The sequence below is a fragment of the Streptomyces sp. BA2 genome, assembly GCF_009769735.1.
Lineage (GTDB): Bacteria > Actinomycetota > Actinomycetes > Streptomycetales > Streptomycetaceae > Streptomyces.
In genome coordinates, this window is the sequence record NZ_WSRO01000002.1 from 1,970,310 (window position 1) to 1,985,228 (window position 14,919).

The 14,919-nt window shown below is 70.8% G+C and carries 14 protein-coding genes; 8 read left to right on the top strand and 6 right to left on the bottom strand.

The features are described 5' to 3' along the window. The first annotated feature begins 77 nt into the window (after window positions 1–77). Entirely contained in the window at window positions 78–1,493 is a 1,416-nt protein-coding gene (locus E5671_RS11440) for a uracil-xanthine permease family protein (protein WP_160503737.1), read from the top strand. Here E5671_RS11440 and E5671_RS11445 read toward each other — a convergent pair. Next, a complete protein-coding gene (locus E5671_RS11445) occupies window positions 1,472–2,593 on the bottom strand; it encodes a glycoside hydrolase family 6 protein (protein ID WP_160503738.1) in 1,122 nt (373 codons plus the stop codon). The genes E5671_RS11440 and E5671_RS11445 overlap by 22 nt on opposite strands. A gap of 256 nt (window positions 2,594–2,849) precedes the next feature. On the opposite strand from E5671_RS11445, the gene E5671_RS11450 reads away from it, so the two are divergent. Next, complete coding sequence (locus E5671_RS11450) at window positions 2,850–3,554, top strand: DUF5995 family protein (protein ID WP_160503739.1); 705 nt, start codon at window positions 2,850–2,852, stop codon at window positions 3,552–3,554. A gap of 88 nt (window positions 3,555–3,642) precedes the next feature. After that, window positions 3,643–4,575 (top strand): LLM class F420-dependent oxidoreductase, encoded by a 933-nt coding sequence (locus E5671_RS11455; RefSeq protein WP_160503740.1) that lies wholly within the window; start codon window positions 3,643–3,645, stop codon window positions 4,573–4,575. 82 nt (window positions 4,576–4,657) lie between these two features. Here E5671_RS11455 and E5671_RS11460 read toward each other — a convergent pair whose 3' ends face one another. Together E5671_RS11460 and E5671_RS11465 are read right to left on the bottom strand one after the other, a co-directional pair. After that, window positions 4,658–6,367: a flavin monoamine oxidase family protein gene (locus E5671_RS11460; protein WP_160503741.1), complete on the bottom strand. Its 1,710-nt coding sequence runs from the start codon at window positions 6,365–6,367 to the stop codon at window positions 4,658–4,660. A gap of 65 nt (window positions 6,368–6,432) precedes the next feature. Next, window positions 6,433–7,221 carry a carbon-nitrogen hydrolase family protein gene (locus E5671_RS11465; RefSeq protein ID WP_160510127.1) on the bottom strand — a complete coding sequence of 263 codons (789 nt, stop codon included), beginning with the start codon at window positions 7,219–7,221 and terminating at the stop codon, window positions 6,433–6,435. 333 nt (window positions 7,222–7,554) lie between these two features. On the opposite strand from E5671_RS11465, the gene E5671_RS11470 reads away from it, so the two are divergent. Both E5671_RS11470 and E5671_RS11475 read left to right on the top strand, forming a co-directional pair. After that, a complete protein-coding gene (locus E5671_RS11470) occupies window positions 7,555–8,175 on the top strand; it encodes a Repetin (protein WP_336605733.1) in 621 nt (206 codons plus the stop codon). A 142-nt stretch (window positions 8,176–8,317) separates the two neighbouring features. Beyond that, complete coding sequence (locus E5671_RS11475) at window positions 8,318–8,884, top strand: Repetin (protein WP_160503742.1); 567 nt, start codon at window positions 8,318–8,320, stop codon at window positions 8,882–8,884. 38 nt (window positions 8,885–8,922) lie between these two features. Here the strand turns inward: E5671_RS11475 and E5671_RS11480 are convergent, their stop codons facing one another. Then, the gene (locus E5671_RS11480) at window positions 8,923–9,378 is read right to left on the bottom strand and encodes an AsnC family transcriptional regulator (RefSeq protein ID WP_160503743.1); all 456 of its coding nucleotides are present in this window, start codon (window positions 9,376–9,378) and stop codon (window positions 8,923–8,925) included. 10 nt (window positions 9,379–9,388) lie between these two features. Then, complete coding sequence (locus tag E5671_RS11485) at window positions 9,389–10,858, bottom strand: amino acid transporter (protein ID WP_160503744.1); 1,470 nt, start codon at window positions 10,856–10,858, stop codon at window positions 9,389–9,391. A gap of 329 nt (window positions 10,859–11,187) precedes the next feature. On the opposite strand from E5671_RS11485, the gene E5671_RS11490 reads away from it, so the two are divergent. From E5671_RS11490 to E5671_RS11500, 3 genes are read left to right on the top strand one after another with little or no spacing between them, the layout of a single operon-like run. Then, window positions 11,188–12,303, top strand: a complete 1,116-nt coding sequence (locus E5671_RS11490) for an LLM class flavin-dependent oxidoreductase (protein ID WP_160503745.1) — start codon at window positions 11,188–11,190, stop codon at window positions 12,301–12,303. After that, the gene (locus E5671_RS11495; protein ID WP_160503746.1) at window positions 12,300–13,121 is read left to right on the top strand and encodes an SDR family oxidoreductase; all 822 of its coding nucleotides are present in this window, start codon (window positions 12,300–12,302) and stop codon (window positions 13,119–13,121) included. Before E5671_RS11490 ends, E5671_RS11495 begins: the two co-directional genes overlap by 4 nt. Continuing rightward, complete coding sequence (locus E5671_RS11500; RefSeq protein ID WP_336605734.1) at window positions 13,118–14,437, top strand: GDSL-type esterase/lipase family protein; 1,320 nt, start codon at window positions 13,118–13,120, stop codon at window positions 14,435–14,437. The genes E5671_RS11495 and E5671_RS11500 overlap by 4 nt, the downstream gene beginning before the upstream one ends. On the opposite strand, the gene E5671_RS11505 is transcribed toward E5671_RS11500, so the two are convergent. Further along, the gene (locus tag E5671_RS11505; RefSeq protein WP_160503747.1) at window positions 14,413–14,832 is read right to left on the bottom strand and encodes a winged helix-turn-helix transcriptional regulator; all 420 of its coding nucleotides are present in this window, start codon (window positions 14,830–14,832) and stop codon (window positions 14,413–14,415) included. The genes E5671_RS11500 and E5671_RS11505 overlap by 25 nt on opposite strands. Between the last annotated feature and the right edge of the window lie 87 nt (window positions 14,833–14,919).

The window sequence follows — 14,919 nt, forward strand, 5'->3', positions numbered from 1 at the left end:
AACTTATGCCGGATTAACATTGCGCTGACTCATTCAGGTCTTGACAAAGTCGGGCGCACAGAAGGCGGAACAGAACCATGGATCTCGGCGTGCGCTGGAGACTGCACGGCGACGGGCGCACCCCCGCGCCCGGAGCCGTCGTCCGTCCCGACGAGCGGCTCTCGTGGCCGCGCACCTTCGGGCTCGGCGCCCAGCACGTGGTCGCCATGTTCGGCGCGTCCTTCGTGGCGCCCGTCCTGATGGGCCTCGACCCGAACCTCGCGATCATGATGTCGGGCGTAGCGACGGTCATCTTCCTGCTCGCCACGCGCGGCCGGGTGCCCAGCTACCTGGGCTGTTCGCTCTCCTTCGTGGGCGTGGCCGCGGTCATCCGCGCGCAGGGCGGCTCATCGGCGACCGTGACGGGCGCGGTCTTCGTGGTCGGCGCCGCGCTCTTCCTGGTGGGCCTCGCCGTCCAGAAGTTCGGGGCGCGGATCATCCACGCCGCTATGCCGCCGATCGTCACCGGCGCCGTCGTCATGCTGATCGGCTTCAACCTGGCGCCGGTCACCGCCTCCACGTACTGGCCGCAGGACCAGTGGACGGCGCTCCTGGTGATGCTGTTCACCGGTTTGGCCGTGGTGTGCCTGCGCGGATTCTGGTCACGCGTCGCGATCTTCCTCGGCCTGATCTTCGGGTACGCCCTGTCCTGGGTCCTCGACCTGACCTTCGGCAAGATCCACTCGGCGGACGGCTCGGGCAAGGTGGTCGACCACTGGCGCCTTGACCTCTCCGCCGTCGGCAACGCCGACTGGATCGGCCTGCCGTCCTTCCACGCGCCCAGCTTCGAGTGGTCGGCGATCCTCGTCGCGCTGCCCGTCGTCATCGCGCTGGTCGCCGAGAACGCCGGGCACGTCAAGGCGGTCGGGGAGATGACCGGCGACTCCCTGGACGACAAGCTCGGCACCGCGATCTCCGCCGACGGCGCCGCCTCCATGCTGTCCACGGCGGTGGGCGGCCCGCCCAACACGACGTACTCCGAGAACATCGGCGTGATGGCCGCGACCCGCGTCTACTCCACGGCCGCGTACTGGGCCGCCGCGTGCTTCGCCCTGCTCTTCGGCCTCTGCCCCAAGTTCGGCGCGGTCGTGGCGGCCATCCCCGGCGGCGTCCTCGGCGGCATCACCGTCATCCTCTACGGCATGATCGGCCTGCTCGGCGCCCAGATCTGGATCAACGCCAAGGTGGATCTGCGCAATCCGCTGAACCTCGTCCCGGCCGCGGCGGGCATCATCATCGGCGTCGGCGGCGTCTCTCTGAAGATCACCGACAATTTCGAGCTGAGCGGCATCGCGCTCGGCACGATCGTCGTCATCACCGGCTACCACGTCCTGCGCGCCTTCGCCCCGCCGCACCTCAAGACGCAGGAACCGCTGCTGGATTCGGGCACGTCCACGTACGACGAGGGCGAGGACGGCCCGGAAGCGAGCGCTCAGCCGCGCGCCAAGTCGTAGGCGTAGCCGGGCGTGAACGTCCCGGGCGCGCCCTTGCAGCCGTCGGACTCGCCCGGCAGTTTGATCCACAGATAGGCGTCGACGCGGGCCTGGCCGGTGCGCAGCGTCGGGCTCTGCCCGAGCCCCCGGCCCGCCGGGTCGCACCACTCACCGTCGGCCGGGGCGCCGTTTCCGTTGCGGCTCGTGTCGATGACGGCGCCGAGGCCCGCCGGGCCGCCGAGTGCGGACAGGACCTTGCGGGCGTAGGCGGCTTCGTCGTCGGTGCGGTGGAAATTCGAGACGTTCGTGAAGACGCCGTCGGACGACGCGGGCGAGGCCGCGCCCGCCGCACGCAGCCGACCGGCCTGCTTGACCGCGGCGTTCCAGCCGGAGTGCCCTGCGTCGTAATAGACCCTGGCCTTGGGGTTGGCGTCCTTCAGGGTGCGGCCCGCGCGGGCGAGCGAGGCGAAGCGTGCGGTGCGCTCCTTGGCCGAGAGGCACTCGGAGAGCGCGATCGCGTCCGGTTCGAGGATGACGATGACCTCGCCGGAGCCGAGGCCCGCGGCGAACTTCCCGATCCACGCCTCGTACGCGGCGAGGTCCGGCGCCCCGCCCTGCGACGCGCCCCCGCAGTCGCGGTCCGGTATCGCGTACGGCACGACGACGGGCACCCTGCTCCCGGCGTTCGACGTCACCGCGCGCACCCGTGAGGTGATGGTCCCCGGCGCGTACTCCGCGAACCAGACGGCGGCGGGGCGGTCGGCGATCCGTGACTCGATGAGCGGCCTGCGCGGGTCGCCGCGGTTCGCCCTGACCCAGTCAAGGACCTGGGAATCGCCGTGACGGTAAAGGGAGTTGGCCTTCGGCGCGGCGGTGCTCGGCTTCTTCGGGCGCTGCGTCGACGGCTTCGGTTTCGGCTTCGGGGCCGCGGAGGACTTCGCCGGGGACGGCTTCGCCGATGTCTCCGACGCGGACGGCGTCGGCACCGCGGGCAGCGGTTCGAGCGTCGGCGACTTCGTCACCTTCGGGCGCGCCTGCTCCTTGCCGCCGCCCTCGTCCAGGGCGGACACCATTCCGGTGACGGTGCCGACGGCGGCCACGACCGAGGCCGCGGCGACCATGACCCCGCGGCGGGCGGCGCGCCTCCGTCCGGCGCGTCGTCCGGCCCCCTGTCCGGCTCGTCGTCGGGCCCGTCGTCCGGCGCGATGTCGTGCGCGGTCGCCTGACACAGTACGGTTCCTCCCCCTCCCCCGTGTCCCCCTGACACGGCGTGCCGGCTCCCCTCCCCAGGGGCACACACGGTCGGCGTTCCCTCGTTCTGGGGAAGCGGCCGGTGCGGTGGCACTCGGGTCAGCCTAGGACTGGGACCCTGCCACCATGGCGCAGTTGGAGCGGTTCGCGGAGTTCACAGGCCCGGCACACGGGGTTGACGGCGTGGTGACGCGGATGCGCGCGCTGGGCGCGGGATTCCCCTCGGGTGACGGGGTCGGGGTCTTCAACCGGGTCTATCTGTCGGTCACCGAAGAGGTCGGCAGGCACGTCGACAGCGGCCATTTTCCGGACACGGGAGCCGCGATCACGCTGGACGTCCTGTTCGCCGAACGCTATCTGCGGGCCGTCGACGCGGTGGCCGCCGACCGCAGGCCGCCCGCCTGCTGGCGCCCGCTGTTCCAGCTCCGGCGCCATCCCGGTGTACGTCCTCTGCAGTTCGCCCTCGCGGGCATCAACGCGCACATCGGGCACGACCTTCCACTGGCCGTCATGGACGCCTGCCGTACGCTCGGCTGCGAACCGGCGGACCTGGAGGACGAGTTCGACCGTGTGGGCGACATCCTCGTATCGCTGGAGGAGAGCATCCGCGAAGAGCTGATGCCGGGCCCCGACCTTTTCCAGATCGCCGACCCGCTCACCCACCTGCTTGGTTCCTGGAGCCTGGAGCGGGCCAGGGACAGCGCATGGGCGACGGCCCTGACCATGCGGGCCCTGGATGAACTGCCCTCCGTCGCCGAGGAGTTCAGGGAGCGCCTGGACGGAGCGGTCGGCCTGGTGGGCCGCATGCTGCTCACGCCCCTGCCGGACTGATCCGGCCACGGTGCGCCGGCCGCCGAGGAACTCCCCGACGATCGCTGTACGTTGAAGGTAGTGACCCCGGATGCGAAGGAGCACCAACATGGCCACACGACTCGGGCTCAGCCTCCCGCAGGGCCGGCAGTACAGCATCGGACGTGACGTCCCGGCTGTCGCCCGCGCGGCGGAGGAGATCGGTTACGAGAGCCTGTGGGTCTACGAACGCGTCCTGTTCCCCGAGCCCGCGACCCAGGGGCTGTACGGCATCGAGGGCCTGCCCTGGCCGGACACGTACCGCTCGGTGCCCGATCCGCTGATCACGCTGACCCTGGCCGCGGCCGCCACGGAGCGGGCCCGCCTGGGCACCAGCGTCCTGATCGCCCCGCTGCACGTGCCGTTCCAGCTGGCGCGCTCCCTGGCCACGTTGGACGCGGCGAGCGGCGGCCGCGTCGTCGCGGGCTTCGGCACAGGCTGGTCCCACGACGAGTACGCGGCCTCGGCGGTGGCCCCCTTCGAGAAGCGCGGCAAGGTCCTGGACGAGCTGATCGACGTCTGCCACGCGGTGTGGGGCCCGGACCCCGTGTCGTACGAAGGGGAGCTGACCACGATCGCTCCCTCCGTGGTCGGCCCCAAGCCCGCGCGCCCCATCCCGATCCTGCTGCCCGCGGGCAGCCCGCGCGCCCAGCGCAGGCTCGTCGACCGCGCCGACGGCTGGATGCCGGTGGGCATGGGCGCCGAGAAACTGGCCGAGCAGGCCCAGGAGCTGAAGGACCTGGCCGCCGAGCGGGGACGCACGGAACCGGTCCAGAGCGTCCTGCGTGCCAACGCCCGGTACACGGCGAAGGCGTACGAGGGCGAGAAGCGCGCGCCCTTCCGGGGCAACGTCGCGCAGATCGTCGAGGACCTGGAGGCGCACGCCTCGACGGGTGCGGTGGAGGAGATCCTCATCGAGCTGCAGGGGAGCACGCAGGACGCGGAGGAGCTGAAGGATCTGGCGGCGGAGGTGTACGAGGCGGCGAGGGCGGCGGGGATCTAGGGCCCCGAAGGGGCGCGGGGAACTGCGCGATCAGCCACGACGGCCCGGCAGGTCCCCACGCGCCCTGAGCTCAACGGCGGTGTCAGTCCTCAGGCAGCTCCACGGGAGCAATCTCGTCGTACACATCCCCGGGCCCGGGGTTGGTGGCGTCGGTCGCACCCCCGAAGTGGTGCATAACCCCCCACACCGCGTTCAGCGCGGTCTGCACCGCACCCTCGGCCCACCCCGCCGTCCAGGAGATGTCATCCCCGGCGAGGAAGATGCCCCGCTTGTCCTCGGGCAGCGACTCCTGCATGAAGTGCGTGAACAGGCGCCGCTGGTAGCGGTAGTGGCCGGGCAGGTTCGCCTTGAAGGCGCCCATGAAGTACGGCTCGTTCTCCCACGACACCGTCACCGGGTTGCCGATGATGTGCTTGCGGATGTCGACCTTGGGATAGATCTCGCCGAGCGACTTGAGCATGACCTCCATGCGCTCGTTCGCCGACAGGGGCAGCCACTTCAGGCTGTCGTCGCACCAGGTGTAGGAGAGACAGATGACGGCGGGCTTGTCCGGGCCGTCGTCGAGCAGGTACGTGCCGCGCGTCATCCGGTCGGTGAGCGTCATCGACATGACGTCCCGGCCGGTCGGGTTCCCCCTGTCGTCGACGGCCTTGTCCAGCCAGAACGGCCGGTCGACCGGCACGAAGAGCTTCGAGGACTCCATGTAGTGGGTCCGCTCCATCGCCGTCCAGTGATCGATGGGGAAGAGCGTGTCGTCGCACGCGATCTTCGAGAGCAGCATCCAGGACTGGGCGGTGAAGATCGCCGCCTGGAAGGTGCGGATGTCGCCCGAGGCGTCGGTGACGGTGACGCGGTTGCCCGCGGTGCGGTCCAGACGGGTCACGGCGGGCTTCGGCACACCGCCCTCGTGCAGCGAGCTCAGGGACGTGCCGGGCTCCCAGTGCACGATCTTCTGCGGCTCGCGGTCCCACATGCGAAGGGGCAACTGCTGGCTGCCGCCGACGATGCCGCGGTGGTGGTCGTCGGCCTCGGTGTAGACGACGCGCAGGATCTCCAGGATGGAGTTCGGGAAGTCGGTGTCCCAGCCGCCCGTGCCGAAGCCGACCTGGCCGAAGATCTCGCGGTGCCGGAAGGACTTGAAGGCCTCGGACTCGCAGAGGAAGCCGTAGAAGGTCTGGTTGTCGAGCTTCTCGACGAGCTTGGACCAGATCTCGCGGATCTTCGGTACGTCGCGCTCGCGCAGGGCGCGGTTCATGTCGGAGAAGTCGGCGCCCTCCTCCAGGCAGGAGTTCCAGGCGTTCATCACGTCGCGGTAGACCTGGGGCAGGTCGTCGACGGACGTCGCGTAGTGGGACTCGCCCTTGAGGTCGACGACCGTCGAGGGCGTCGACTCCGCGAGGGGGTTGGGGAACGGCTGGGTCTTGAGGCCCACCAGGTCGATGTAGTGCTGGAGCGCCGTCGAGGACGGCGGGAAGCGCATGGCGCCCATCTCGGCGGTGAGGTCGCCGTCGCAGCCCTCGAAGCCGACGGTGCGCAGCCGGCCGCCGATCTGGTCGGCCTCGTAGACGACGGGCTTGAGGCCCATCTTCATCAGTTCGTACGCGGCCACGATGCCGGACAGGCCGCCGCCGATGACCGCGACCTCCGTGCCGTGCTCGGTCGCGGGTATCTGGCCGAGGCCCGCCGGGTGGGCGAGGAAATCGTCGTACGCGTAAGGGAAGTCCGGACCGAACATGGTGATCGGCGGCTGCGCGTCGGTGTGCTGGACGGCGTTGGGCACCGTGGACGTCATGGGGTACGGACTCCTTGCGGGAACGGCAGAAAGGAAGAGAGGGGAAGCTCAGGGGGCGGCGGGGTTCAGATCAAGGACGCGTACAGACCCGGGCGGCGGTCGCGCAGGTAGGGGTTGGCCTCGCGCGACGCGGCGAGGAAGGCCGGGTCGGCGTCGGCGAACACCAGCTGCTCCTCCCGTCCGGCGCGGGTGCGCGCGACTCCGTCAGGTCCTGCCAGCGTGGAGAGGCCGACGAACTCGAACTCCCCTTCCTTGCCGACCCGGTTGACGTACGCGACGTACATCTGGTTCTCGAAGGCCCGCACCGGCACGACCGACTCGGCGACGAACTGGAAGGGGTGCATCTGGGCCGTGGGCACGAGCAGCAGGTCGGTGCCCGCGAGGGCGTGCGCGCGGACGTTCTCCGGGAACTCCACGTCGTAGCAGATCATCAGGCCGATCCGCAGGCCGCCCAACTCCGCCTGTACGACGGCCTGTTCACCGGGGGTGAAGTGGTCGCGCTCGAAGCAGCCGAAGAGGTGGGTCTTGCGGTAGTTCGCGAGGCGCGAGCCGTCGGGGCCGATCAGCTGGACGGAGTTGAAGACCTGCTCCCCGTCCCGTTCCGGGTAGCCGTAGGCGATCGCGACGCCGTGGCGTACGGCGGTCTCGGCGATCGCGGCGGCCGACGCCCCGTCGGCGGCCTCGGCCAGACGCGGCACGTCGTCGCCGATGGCGTACCCGGTGAGGTACAGCTCGGGCGCCGCAAGCAGCCCGGCCCCCGCCGCCGAGGCACGGCCCGCGGCGTCGTCGAGCGCCTTGAGGTTCTCGGCGACGGATCCGAGCTGCCCGGAACTCTGGAGCAGGGCGGTGCGCAGCGCAGGCATGGCGGATCCTCGGGGCGTACGAAGGGGCAGGTGGGGTCCGTTAGACGGTACGGTCGGCGGCCCTGTCCGGACAAGGCGCGAGCGTTGCGGGCTGATGCGCGATCTGTTGCGCTCTGCGGGTCCCGAGCGGCGATTCGTTGCGTGGCGGCGTGGGACCGGGGTCGTAGCGGTGTCCACCGCCGGGCGCAGGGGGTACGGAGGTGTTCCCCGCCGCGCGGGGGAGGCGGATTGCCGCCCGTGGCCGGACGTGCCGGGACCCCCTACCGCGAGACCGTGATCTCGCCCGGAAGGACCGGGTGAACGGCACGCATCAGGAGGCTTCCCGTGAGCCGCAACGCAAGCACCCGGATCGCTGACAGCCGCCCGACCAGCACCCGCGGCAGGGTGATCGCCGTAGGGACCGCCCTGCTGCTCTCCGTGGGGGCGGTGGGAGCGGCCGTCGCGTCGGACGACGGCGGGACCCGCGAGGCCACCTCGAAGACCCAGGCCCGGGAGGCCGCCGCCCTCACCGGCAGCGCGAAGCTGTACCGCAAGACCACGGAGGACGTGACGTTCACCTTCGACGCCCATCTCGCGCGGCGCGACACCATGCGCCCGGACAAGGCGACCGGCACCTTCCGCTTCGTCCACCTCGACAAGCCGGGTGGCAAGGGCGGCTGGGCGAAGGGCCGTATCGACTGCCTGATGACGGGCGGCAAGGTCGCCACGGCGACCGGCGTGATCACGGACACCAATCTCAAGGAGATCAAGGGCGGCCGCGTCGGCTTCACGGTCCACGACCAGGGCAGGCACGACCGCGTGGGCTACAGCTGGGCCTCGGTCGGCCGCCCCGACGGGACCAAGAAGCTGCCCAAGTGCACGAGCGCGGCCCCTTTCGAGAAGGTCAAGCAGGGCACAGGCGACTTCAACGTCAAGCCCTGGCACCCCACGTACCCGACCGACTGACCCATCGGGCAGGCCCGGCGTCGCCTCCGCCGCACGGCGGAGGCGGTCACCCCCTTACGCACGATGCACCGGGCATCGGCCCACGGGAGTGTGGATCACGCCCGGAGGGACCGGGCGGACCACAGCCAGACAGGGGCTTCCCATGAACCGCCGCTCCACCCTCATCCGAGTCGTCGCCGCAGGTGCCGTGCTCCTCGCACTCGCCGGAGCCGTGGGCCCCGCGACCGCGTCGGACGCCGCCCCGCGCCCCGGCCGCGAGGCCGCGGCCCTGACCGGAACCGCCAAGCTGGACCGGCCGGCAGGGGACGAAGCCACCATCACCTTCGACGCCCATCTGGACGCCGCGGGCCAGAACGACCCCAGGACCGCGTACGGCACCATCAAGTTCAGCCACTACATGGAGAACCCCGAGTTCGGCGGCTCCGCCGAGGCGCGCGTGGACTGCCTGCTGACCGGCGGGAAGGTCGCCACGGTGTCGGCGGTCGTCACGAAGGCGGACGGCGGCCTCAAGGGGGCGATCGGCAAGCGCGTCGGGATGACGGTCCACGACCAGGGCAAGCAGGACCGCTTCGGGTACAGCTGGGCCATGGTCGGCATCCCGAACGACCTGCCGGACGACATGCCCAAGTGCGTGAGCGCGGCCCCGTTCGACAAGACCGCGCCCGGCAGCGGCGACCTCCGCGTACGCCCGATGGAGCGTCGCCCGTAAGGCGGCTCACCGGCCGCGGCGGACCCGCGGTCGAGGTGCTACGCAGGCGCCCCGGAAGAAAACCTCCGCATCAAGGGTGAGAGCACCAGCACGGACTTCGTCCGCTCCACGAAGTGCTCGCCCGCGATGCGTTCGAGCACCCGCTCGAAATGCCGCATGTCGGCGGCGAAGACCTGGACGACGGCGTCCGCCTCCCCGGTGACGGTGGAGGCGGACGCGATCTCCGGATACCGCTCGAGGCCACGGCGAATGGCCTCGGGCGAGGTGTTGCGACGGCAGTAGATCTCGATGAACCCCTCGGTCTCCCAGCCGAGCGCGGCCGGGTCGACCCGCACGGTGAATCCCGTGATGGCGCCGGTCTCCCGGAGCCGGTCCACGCGCCGCTTCACGGCGGGCGCGGAGAGCCCGACCAGCTGGCCGATGTCGGCGTAGGAGCGGCGGGCGTCCTCGGCGAGGGCGTGCACGATGCGTTCGTCGAGATCGTTCAGTCGCACTGGGGGTGGATCACTTCTCTGCGGAGGCCAATCGGGAGCGGCTCATGCCGTACAGGAAGTAGAACACGAGGCCGACGGCCATCCAGACACCGAAGACCGTCCAGGTGATGGAGTCGAGGCTGAACATGTTGTACGCGCAGAAGCCGAAGCCGAGGACCGGGAAGAGCCAGCCCAGCGGCACGCGGAAGGTGCGCGGCATGTCCGGGCGGGTCCGGCGAAGGACGATCACGGCGATGTTGACCAGGCCGAAGGCGAAGAGCGTACCGATGCTGGTGGCGTCGACGAGCTTGCCGAGCGGGATGACCGAGGCGAGCGCGGCGCAGAACAGCGACACGATGACGGTGTTCACGCGGGGCGTGCCGGTCTTCTTGCTGACCTTGCCGAAGGCCTTCGGCACCAGGCCGTCGCGGGACATCGCGAACAGGACGCGGGTCTGGCCGTAGAGGACGGTCAGGACGACGGACGCGATGGAGATGACGGCGCCGGCGGCGAGCAGCGTGCCCCAGAAGTTCTGGCCGCTGACGTCGTTCATGATCGCGGCGAGCGTGGCCTCGGAACCCTCGAAGTCCTTCCAGTTCCAGGCGCCGACGGCGACGGCCGCGACGAGGACGTAGAGGGCCGTGACGATGATCAGCGAGAGCATGATCGCGCGGGGCAGGTCGCGCTGCGGGTTCTTCGCTTCCTCACCGGCGGTGGAGGCGGCGTCGAAGCCGATGTACGAGAAGAAGAGGCTCGCGGCGGCGGCGCTGACGCCGGCCGTGCCGAGCGGCATGAAGTCGGAGTAGTTGCCGGACTTGAAACCCATGAAGCCGATGGTGCAGAAGAGGATCAGCGCGGCGATCTTCACGATGACCATGATCGTGTTGGCCGTCGCCGACTCCTTGGCGCCGCCGAGCAGGAACACCATGGCGAGCAGCACGACGATCAGGCCGGGCAGGTTGATGATGGCGCCGTCGACCTCGCCGGGAGCCGCCGAGAGGGCGTCCGGGATCGTGACGCCGATGGTCCCGTCGAGCAGTTCGTTGAGGTACTCGCCCCAGCCGACGGCGACGGCCGCGACCGAGACTCCGTACTCCAGGACGAGGCACCAGCCGCAGACCCAGGCGACGAGTTCACCCATCGTTGCGTACGCGTACGAGTAGGAGGAGCCCGCGACCGGTATGGAGCCGGCGAGCTCGGCGTACGACAGCGCGGAGAAGAGCGCGGTGAGGCCGGCGATCACGAAGGAGATGGTGACGGCGGGCCCGGCCTTGGGGACGCTCTCGCCGAGGACGACGAAGATGCCGGTGCCGAGCGTGGCGCCGATGCTGATCATGGTCAGCTGCCACATGCCGAGGGAGCGCCGCAGCGAGCCGCCCTCACCCTGGCCGCCCTCCGCGACCAGGAGTTCCACCGGCTTGCGCCGCATCAAGCGGGCTCCGAACCCGGTGGCCCCCGGGGGGCTTGGGCGGTTCTGCGGGGGTGCGCCTTGGTCGAGCACGCGTGGCTCCTTCATCGCTGCCGGTCAGGGCGGCGGGACCGGCGGCAGCTCCCACGCATGGATGGGGACCGCCGAGCAGGCGGTCCCCGCCACACCACGTACAGCGGATGACTCTATGAGGCGCGCTTCACGTACGTAATGCAGCAACCTTGCGCAGCCCCGCATGATCGTTGCGTACTTCCCTTTCCTGCGGGTCTTCGTTGCGCGGTCCGTTTCGTCCGTTGCGTGGCGGGGCTCCGGGGGAAGCGATTGACACTTCGTCAGATCTCCCTCATCGTGCACCTCGGTCGACAGGTCGTGCGCCCCGGTCGAGAGGGAGGCAGCAGGCGATGGACCTCGATGTGCTGTACGAGATCGACGTACCGAAGCCCTGGAACGGACCCCATCCGCACGGCCAGCGCACCGCCGAGCAGCGCGCCTACCGCGAGGCCGTGGAACAGATCCGGCTCGCGGACCGCGTAGGTTTCCGCACGGTGTGGGCCGTGGAGCACCACTTCCGCGAGGGCCGCTCGCACTGCCCCGCCCCCGAAGTGCTCCTCGGGCATCTCGCGGCACTCACCGAGCGGATACGCCTCGGCTTCGGCGTCACGCTCACCCCCTTCGGCTTCACACCTCCGCAGCGGATAGCGGAGAAGGTGGCGGCGGTGGACGTGCTCTCGGAGGGCCGCGTGGAGTGGGGCACGGGCCGCTCAACACCCATGGAACAGACGGCCTTTGGCGTCGACAGGGAGCAGTCGCGGTCCGACTGGCGCGAGGCGATCGAGATCGTGACGGGCATGTGGCGCGAGGAGTACTTCGCGTACGAGTCCGAGCGGTTCTCCTTCCCCCGCCGGATGGTCACACCGAAGCCGGTCCAGGACCCGCACCCGCCGTGCTGGATGGCGGCGACATCCCCCGGCTCGGCGGAGGTGGCGGGCGCCGCGGGCCTCGGGCTGCTGTCGTTCTCGATCATGCAGCCGCTGGAGGCGATGGCCCGCCAGGTCGCCGCCTACCGCGCGGCGGCGCGCACGCCGGCCCCCATCACGGATGTCACCACGGACCGCGTCAGCGCGTACACGCTGGTGCATGTGGCGGACCGACCCTCGCGGCGGGTCTGGGACTCGGTGGCCTGGTGGTACCGCAACCTGGCCCAGTTCACGCTCGACTGGGAGCTGCCGCACCTGACCCCCGAGGAGCGCGAGCGGACCTTCCCCTTCCTCACCCCGATCATCGAAGGGAACGTCCCCGTCGAGGAGTTCGACGACGGCGACATGATCCTCATCGGCGACGCGGAGACCATCGTCCGCAAGGCGAAGCGCTACGCCGACCTCGGCATCGACCAGCTCATCTGCTACGTCCAGTGGGGGTATCTGGAGCACCGGGAGATCCTGCGCACGATCGAGATCCTGGGCAAGGAAGTCATCCCGGAACTGGCGTCGTACCGGCCGCGGCGGGCGGCACCGTGAGCGAGGAGCCCCTCGACACGGTCGACTCATCCCCCGTCCCCGACTACGCGGCGCTCCACCGCCTGGACGGCCGTGGCTTCGTCCTGCTCGGCGCGGGCAACGGCATCGGCCGCCAGACCGCGCACGCGCTCACGGCGGCGGGCGCGCGGGTCCTGTGCGTGGATCTCGACAAGGGCCGCGCCGACGCGGTAGCGGCCGAGACGGGCGGCATCGCGTACGTCGCGGACGTGACGCGGCGCGAAGAAGTACGGGAGCTCTTCGCTTACGCACGACGGGAGTTGGGCGGAGTCGGCGGGGTCATCGACATCGTGGGCATGGCCCGCTACGCCCCTCTGGACGAGCTGGACGACGCGTCCTGGGACTGGCACTTCTCCCTCGTCCTACGGCACGCCTGGCTGGCGGTCCAGTACGGCGGTGAGGCGCTCGCCGAAGCGGGCGGCGGGCCCCTCGTCTTCGTCGCGTCGGTGTCGGGCCTGACGGCGGCGCCCCTGCACGCGGCATACGGGGCGGCCAAGGCGGGCCTGATCTCCCTGGTCCGCTCGGCGGCGGTGGAGTACGGCCCGCGCGGGGTACGGGTGAACGCGGTGGCGCCAGGCGTGGTGTGGACCCCGCGGGTGGCGGCCCTGATCGGCGAGGAGGGACGCGCCCGCAACGCCGGCAACGCCCCGCTGAACCGGGTGGCCGAGACATCTGACATCGCGTCGGCCCTCCTCTTCTTCGCCTCGCCACTCTCCTCGTACGTCACCGGGCAGACGCTCGTCGTGGACGGCGGGGTCGGCGTGAAGTTCCCGTATCCGACCATCGGGGGCGCACGGTGAGGGAGTTCGTGCGGGGCGCGCCCTGGTGGACCGAGGACGGCCGTGTGGTGCGCGCCGATCCGGCCGACCGCGACCGGCTCCCCGGGGACACCTGGGAGCGCGCGGGCCTCCCGGCCGGGGTGCGGCTGGAGTTCACGGCGCGCGGAGTGAGCGCCGTGGAGGTCACGTACACCGCAACACCCCCATCACAAACAGACACGTACCGCACAACACCCCCTGTCTTCACGCTCCTGACAGCCTCCGGAGGAGGTTTCCGCACGGGGGCGAACGGTGACACGGAGTCCGTCGACACATCCACACCGCACGGCGCCTGGGGCACCGGCGCGGAGGCGAGCGGAGACACGGAGAACACCAGCACACCGGCACCACAGAACGCGGGCGACACCCGCGCGAAGGCAGACGACCGGGCGGAGAATGGCGTCGCCCCGTCGCAACAGGGCGGGAACACGGCGACCCCCGGCGCACCCACACCGCACGGCGCCGAGGGCACCCGCGCAGAGTCAGACGACCGGACAGACAACGGCGACACCCCCGCACGACGGCGCGGAGACACGAGAACCACCAACGCACCCACACCACCCGACGCCCGCGCACAAGGCCCCCTCGACACCCCAGCTGCGCCCGGCTCCCACTCGGTGTGGGTTCAACTCCCCCACGCCGACGGGGACTTCGTCCTCCACCTTCCCGAGACGCTGCGTCCCGTGCTCACCGGCCTGCGGCCCGTCGGGGGCGGCGTGCTCACGCCCCGCCCCAGGCAGCCGCGCTGGCTCGTGTACGGCGACTCGATCGTCGAGGGCTGGTCGACGAGCCGCCCACACCTGGCGTGGCCCGCGCTCGCGGGACGCGCCCTCGGGGTGGAGACGGTGAACCTCGGGTACGCGGGCGCGGCACGCGGGGAGCTCGCGTCCGCCGAGCAACTCGCCTCGCTGGACGCCGACTTGATCACCGTCGCCTTCGGCACGAACTGCTGGTCGCGTACGCCGCATTCCGCGCGGCTGCTGTACGAGACGGTGCGGGCGTTCCTTGACCTGGTGCGCCGGGGACACCCGGACACTCCCCTCCTGGTCGTCTCGCCCGTGGTCCGTCCGGACGCCGAGGCGGTGCCGAACGTGCTCGGCGCCACGCTCCGGGACCTGCGCACCGCCGTGGAGCGTGCGGCCCTGGACGCGGGGACCGAGCTGCTGCCGGGCGGCGGCCTCCTGGACGCCGGGCACCTGGTGGACGGAGTACACCCGGGAGAGGCGGGCCACGCCGTCCTCGCGGAGGCGGTGGCGTCAGCGCTGCGGAAGGGTCACTCACGGGCCGCTTCGTCGTAGGCCTCGCGGGCGGCGGCGATGGCCGGGCGGTGGTCGATGGACCAGTCGGCGAGGGCCTTGACCAGGTGCGTGAGGCTGTGGCCCAGCTCGGTCAGCTCGTACTCGACCTGCGGTGGAATCGTCGGATACACCGTCCGCTTGACCAGGCCGTCGCGCTCCAGGCGGCGCACGGTGAGGGTGAGCATGCGCTGCGAGATGCCGCCGTGGATCCTGCGCTGCAACTCCTTGAACCGCAGGACACCCGAGGCGAGTTCGACCACCACGTACACGGACCACTTGTCGCCGAGCCGGTCGAGGACGTCACGCACCCCGCACTCGTCCTGCGGGGTCTCACAGCTGATCACCGGCTCGACGGGGGCCGGCGGGGTGGTTACCGCCGTGTGCCCTGCTGACATGAAAGTGCCTCCTTATGCGCCTGCGGCGCCGCGACCACCATGGTCACGGGCCCGGTCACCCGGCCCACCCGGACAGCGGGCACAACC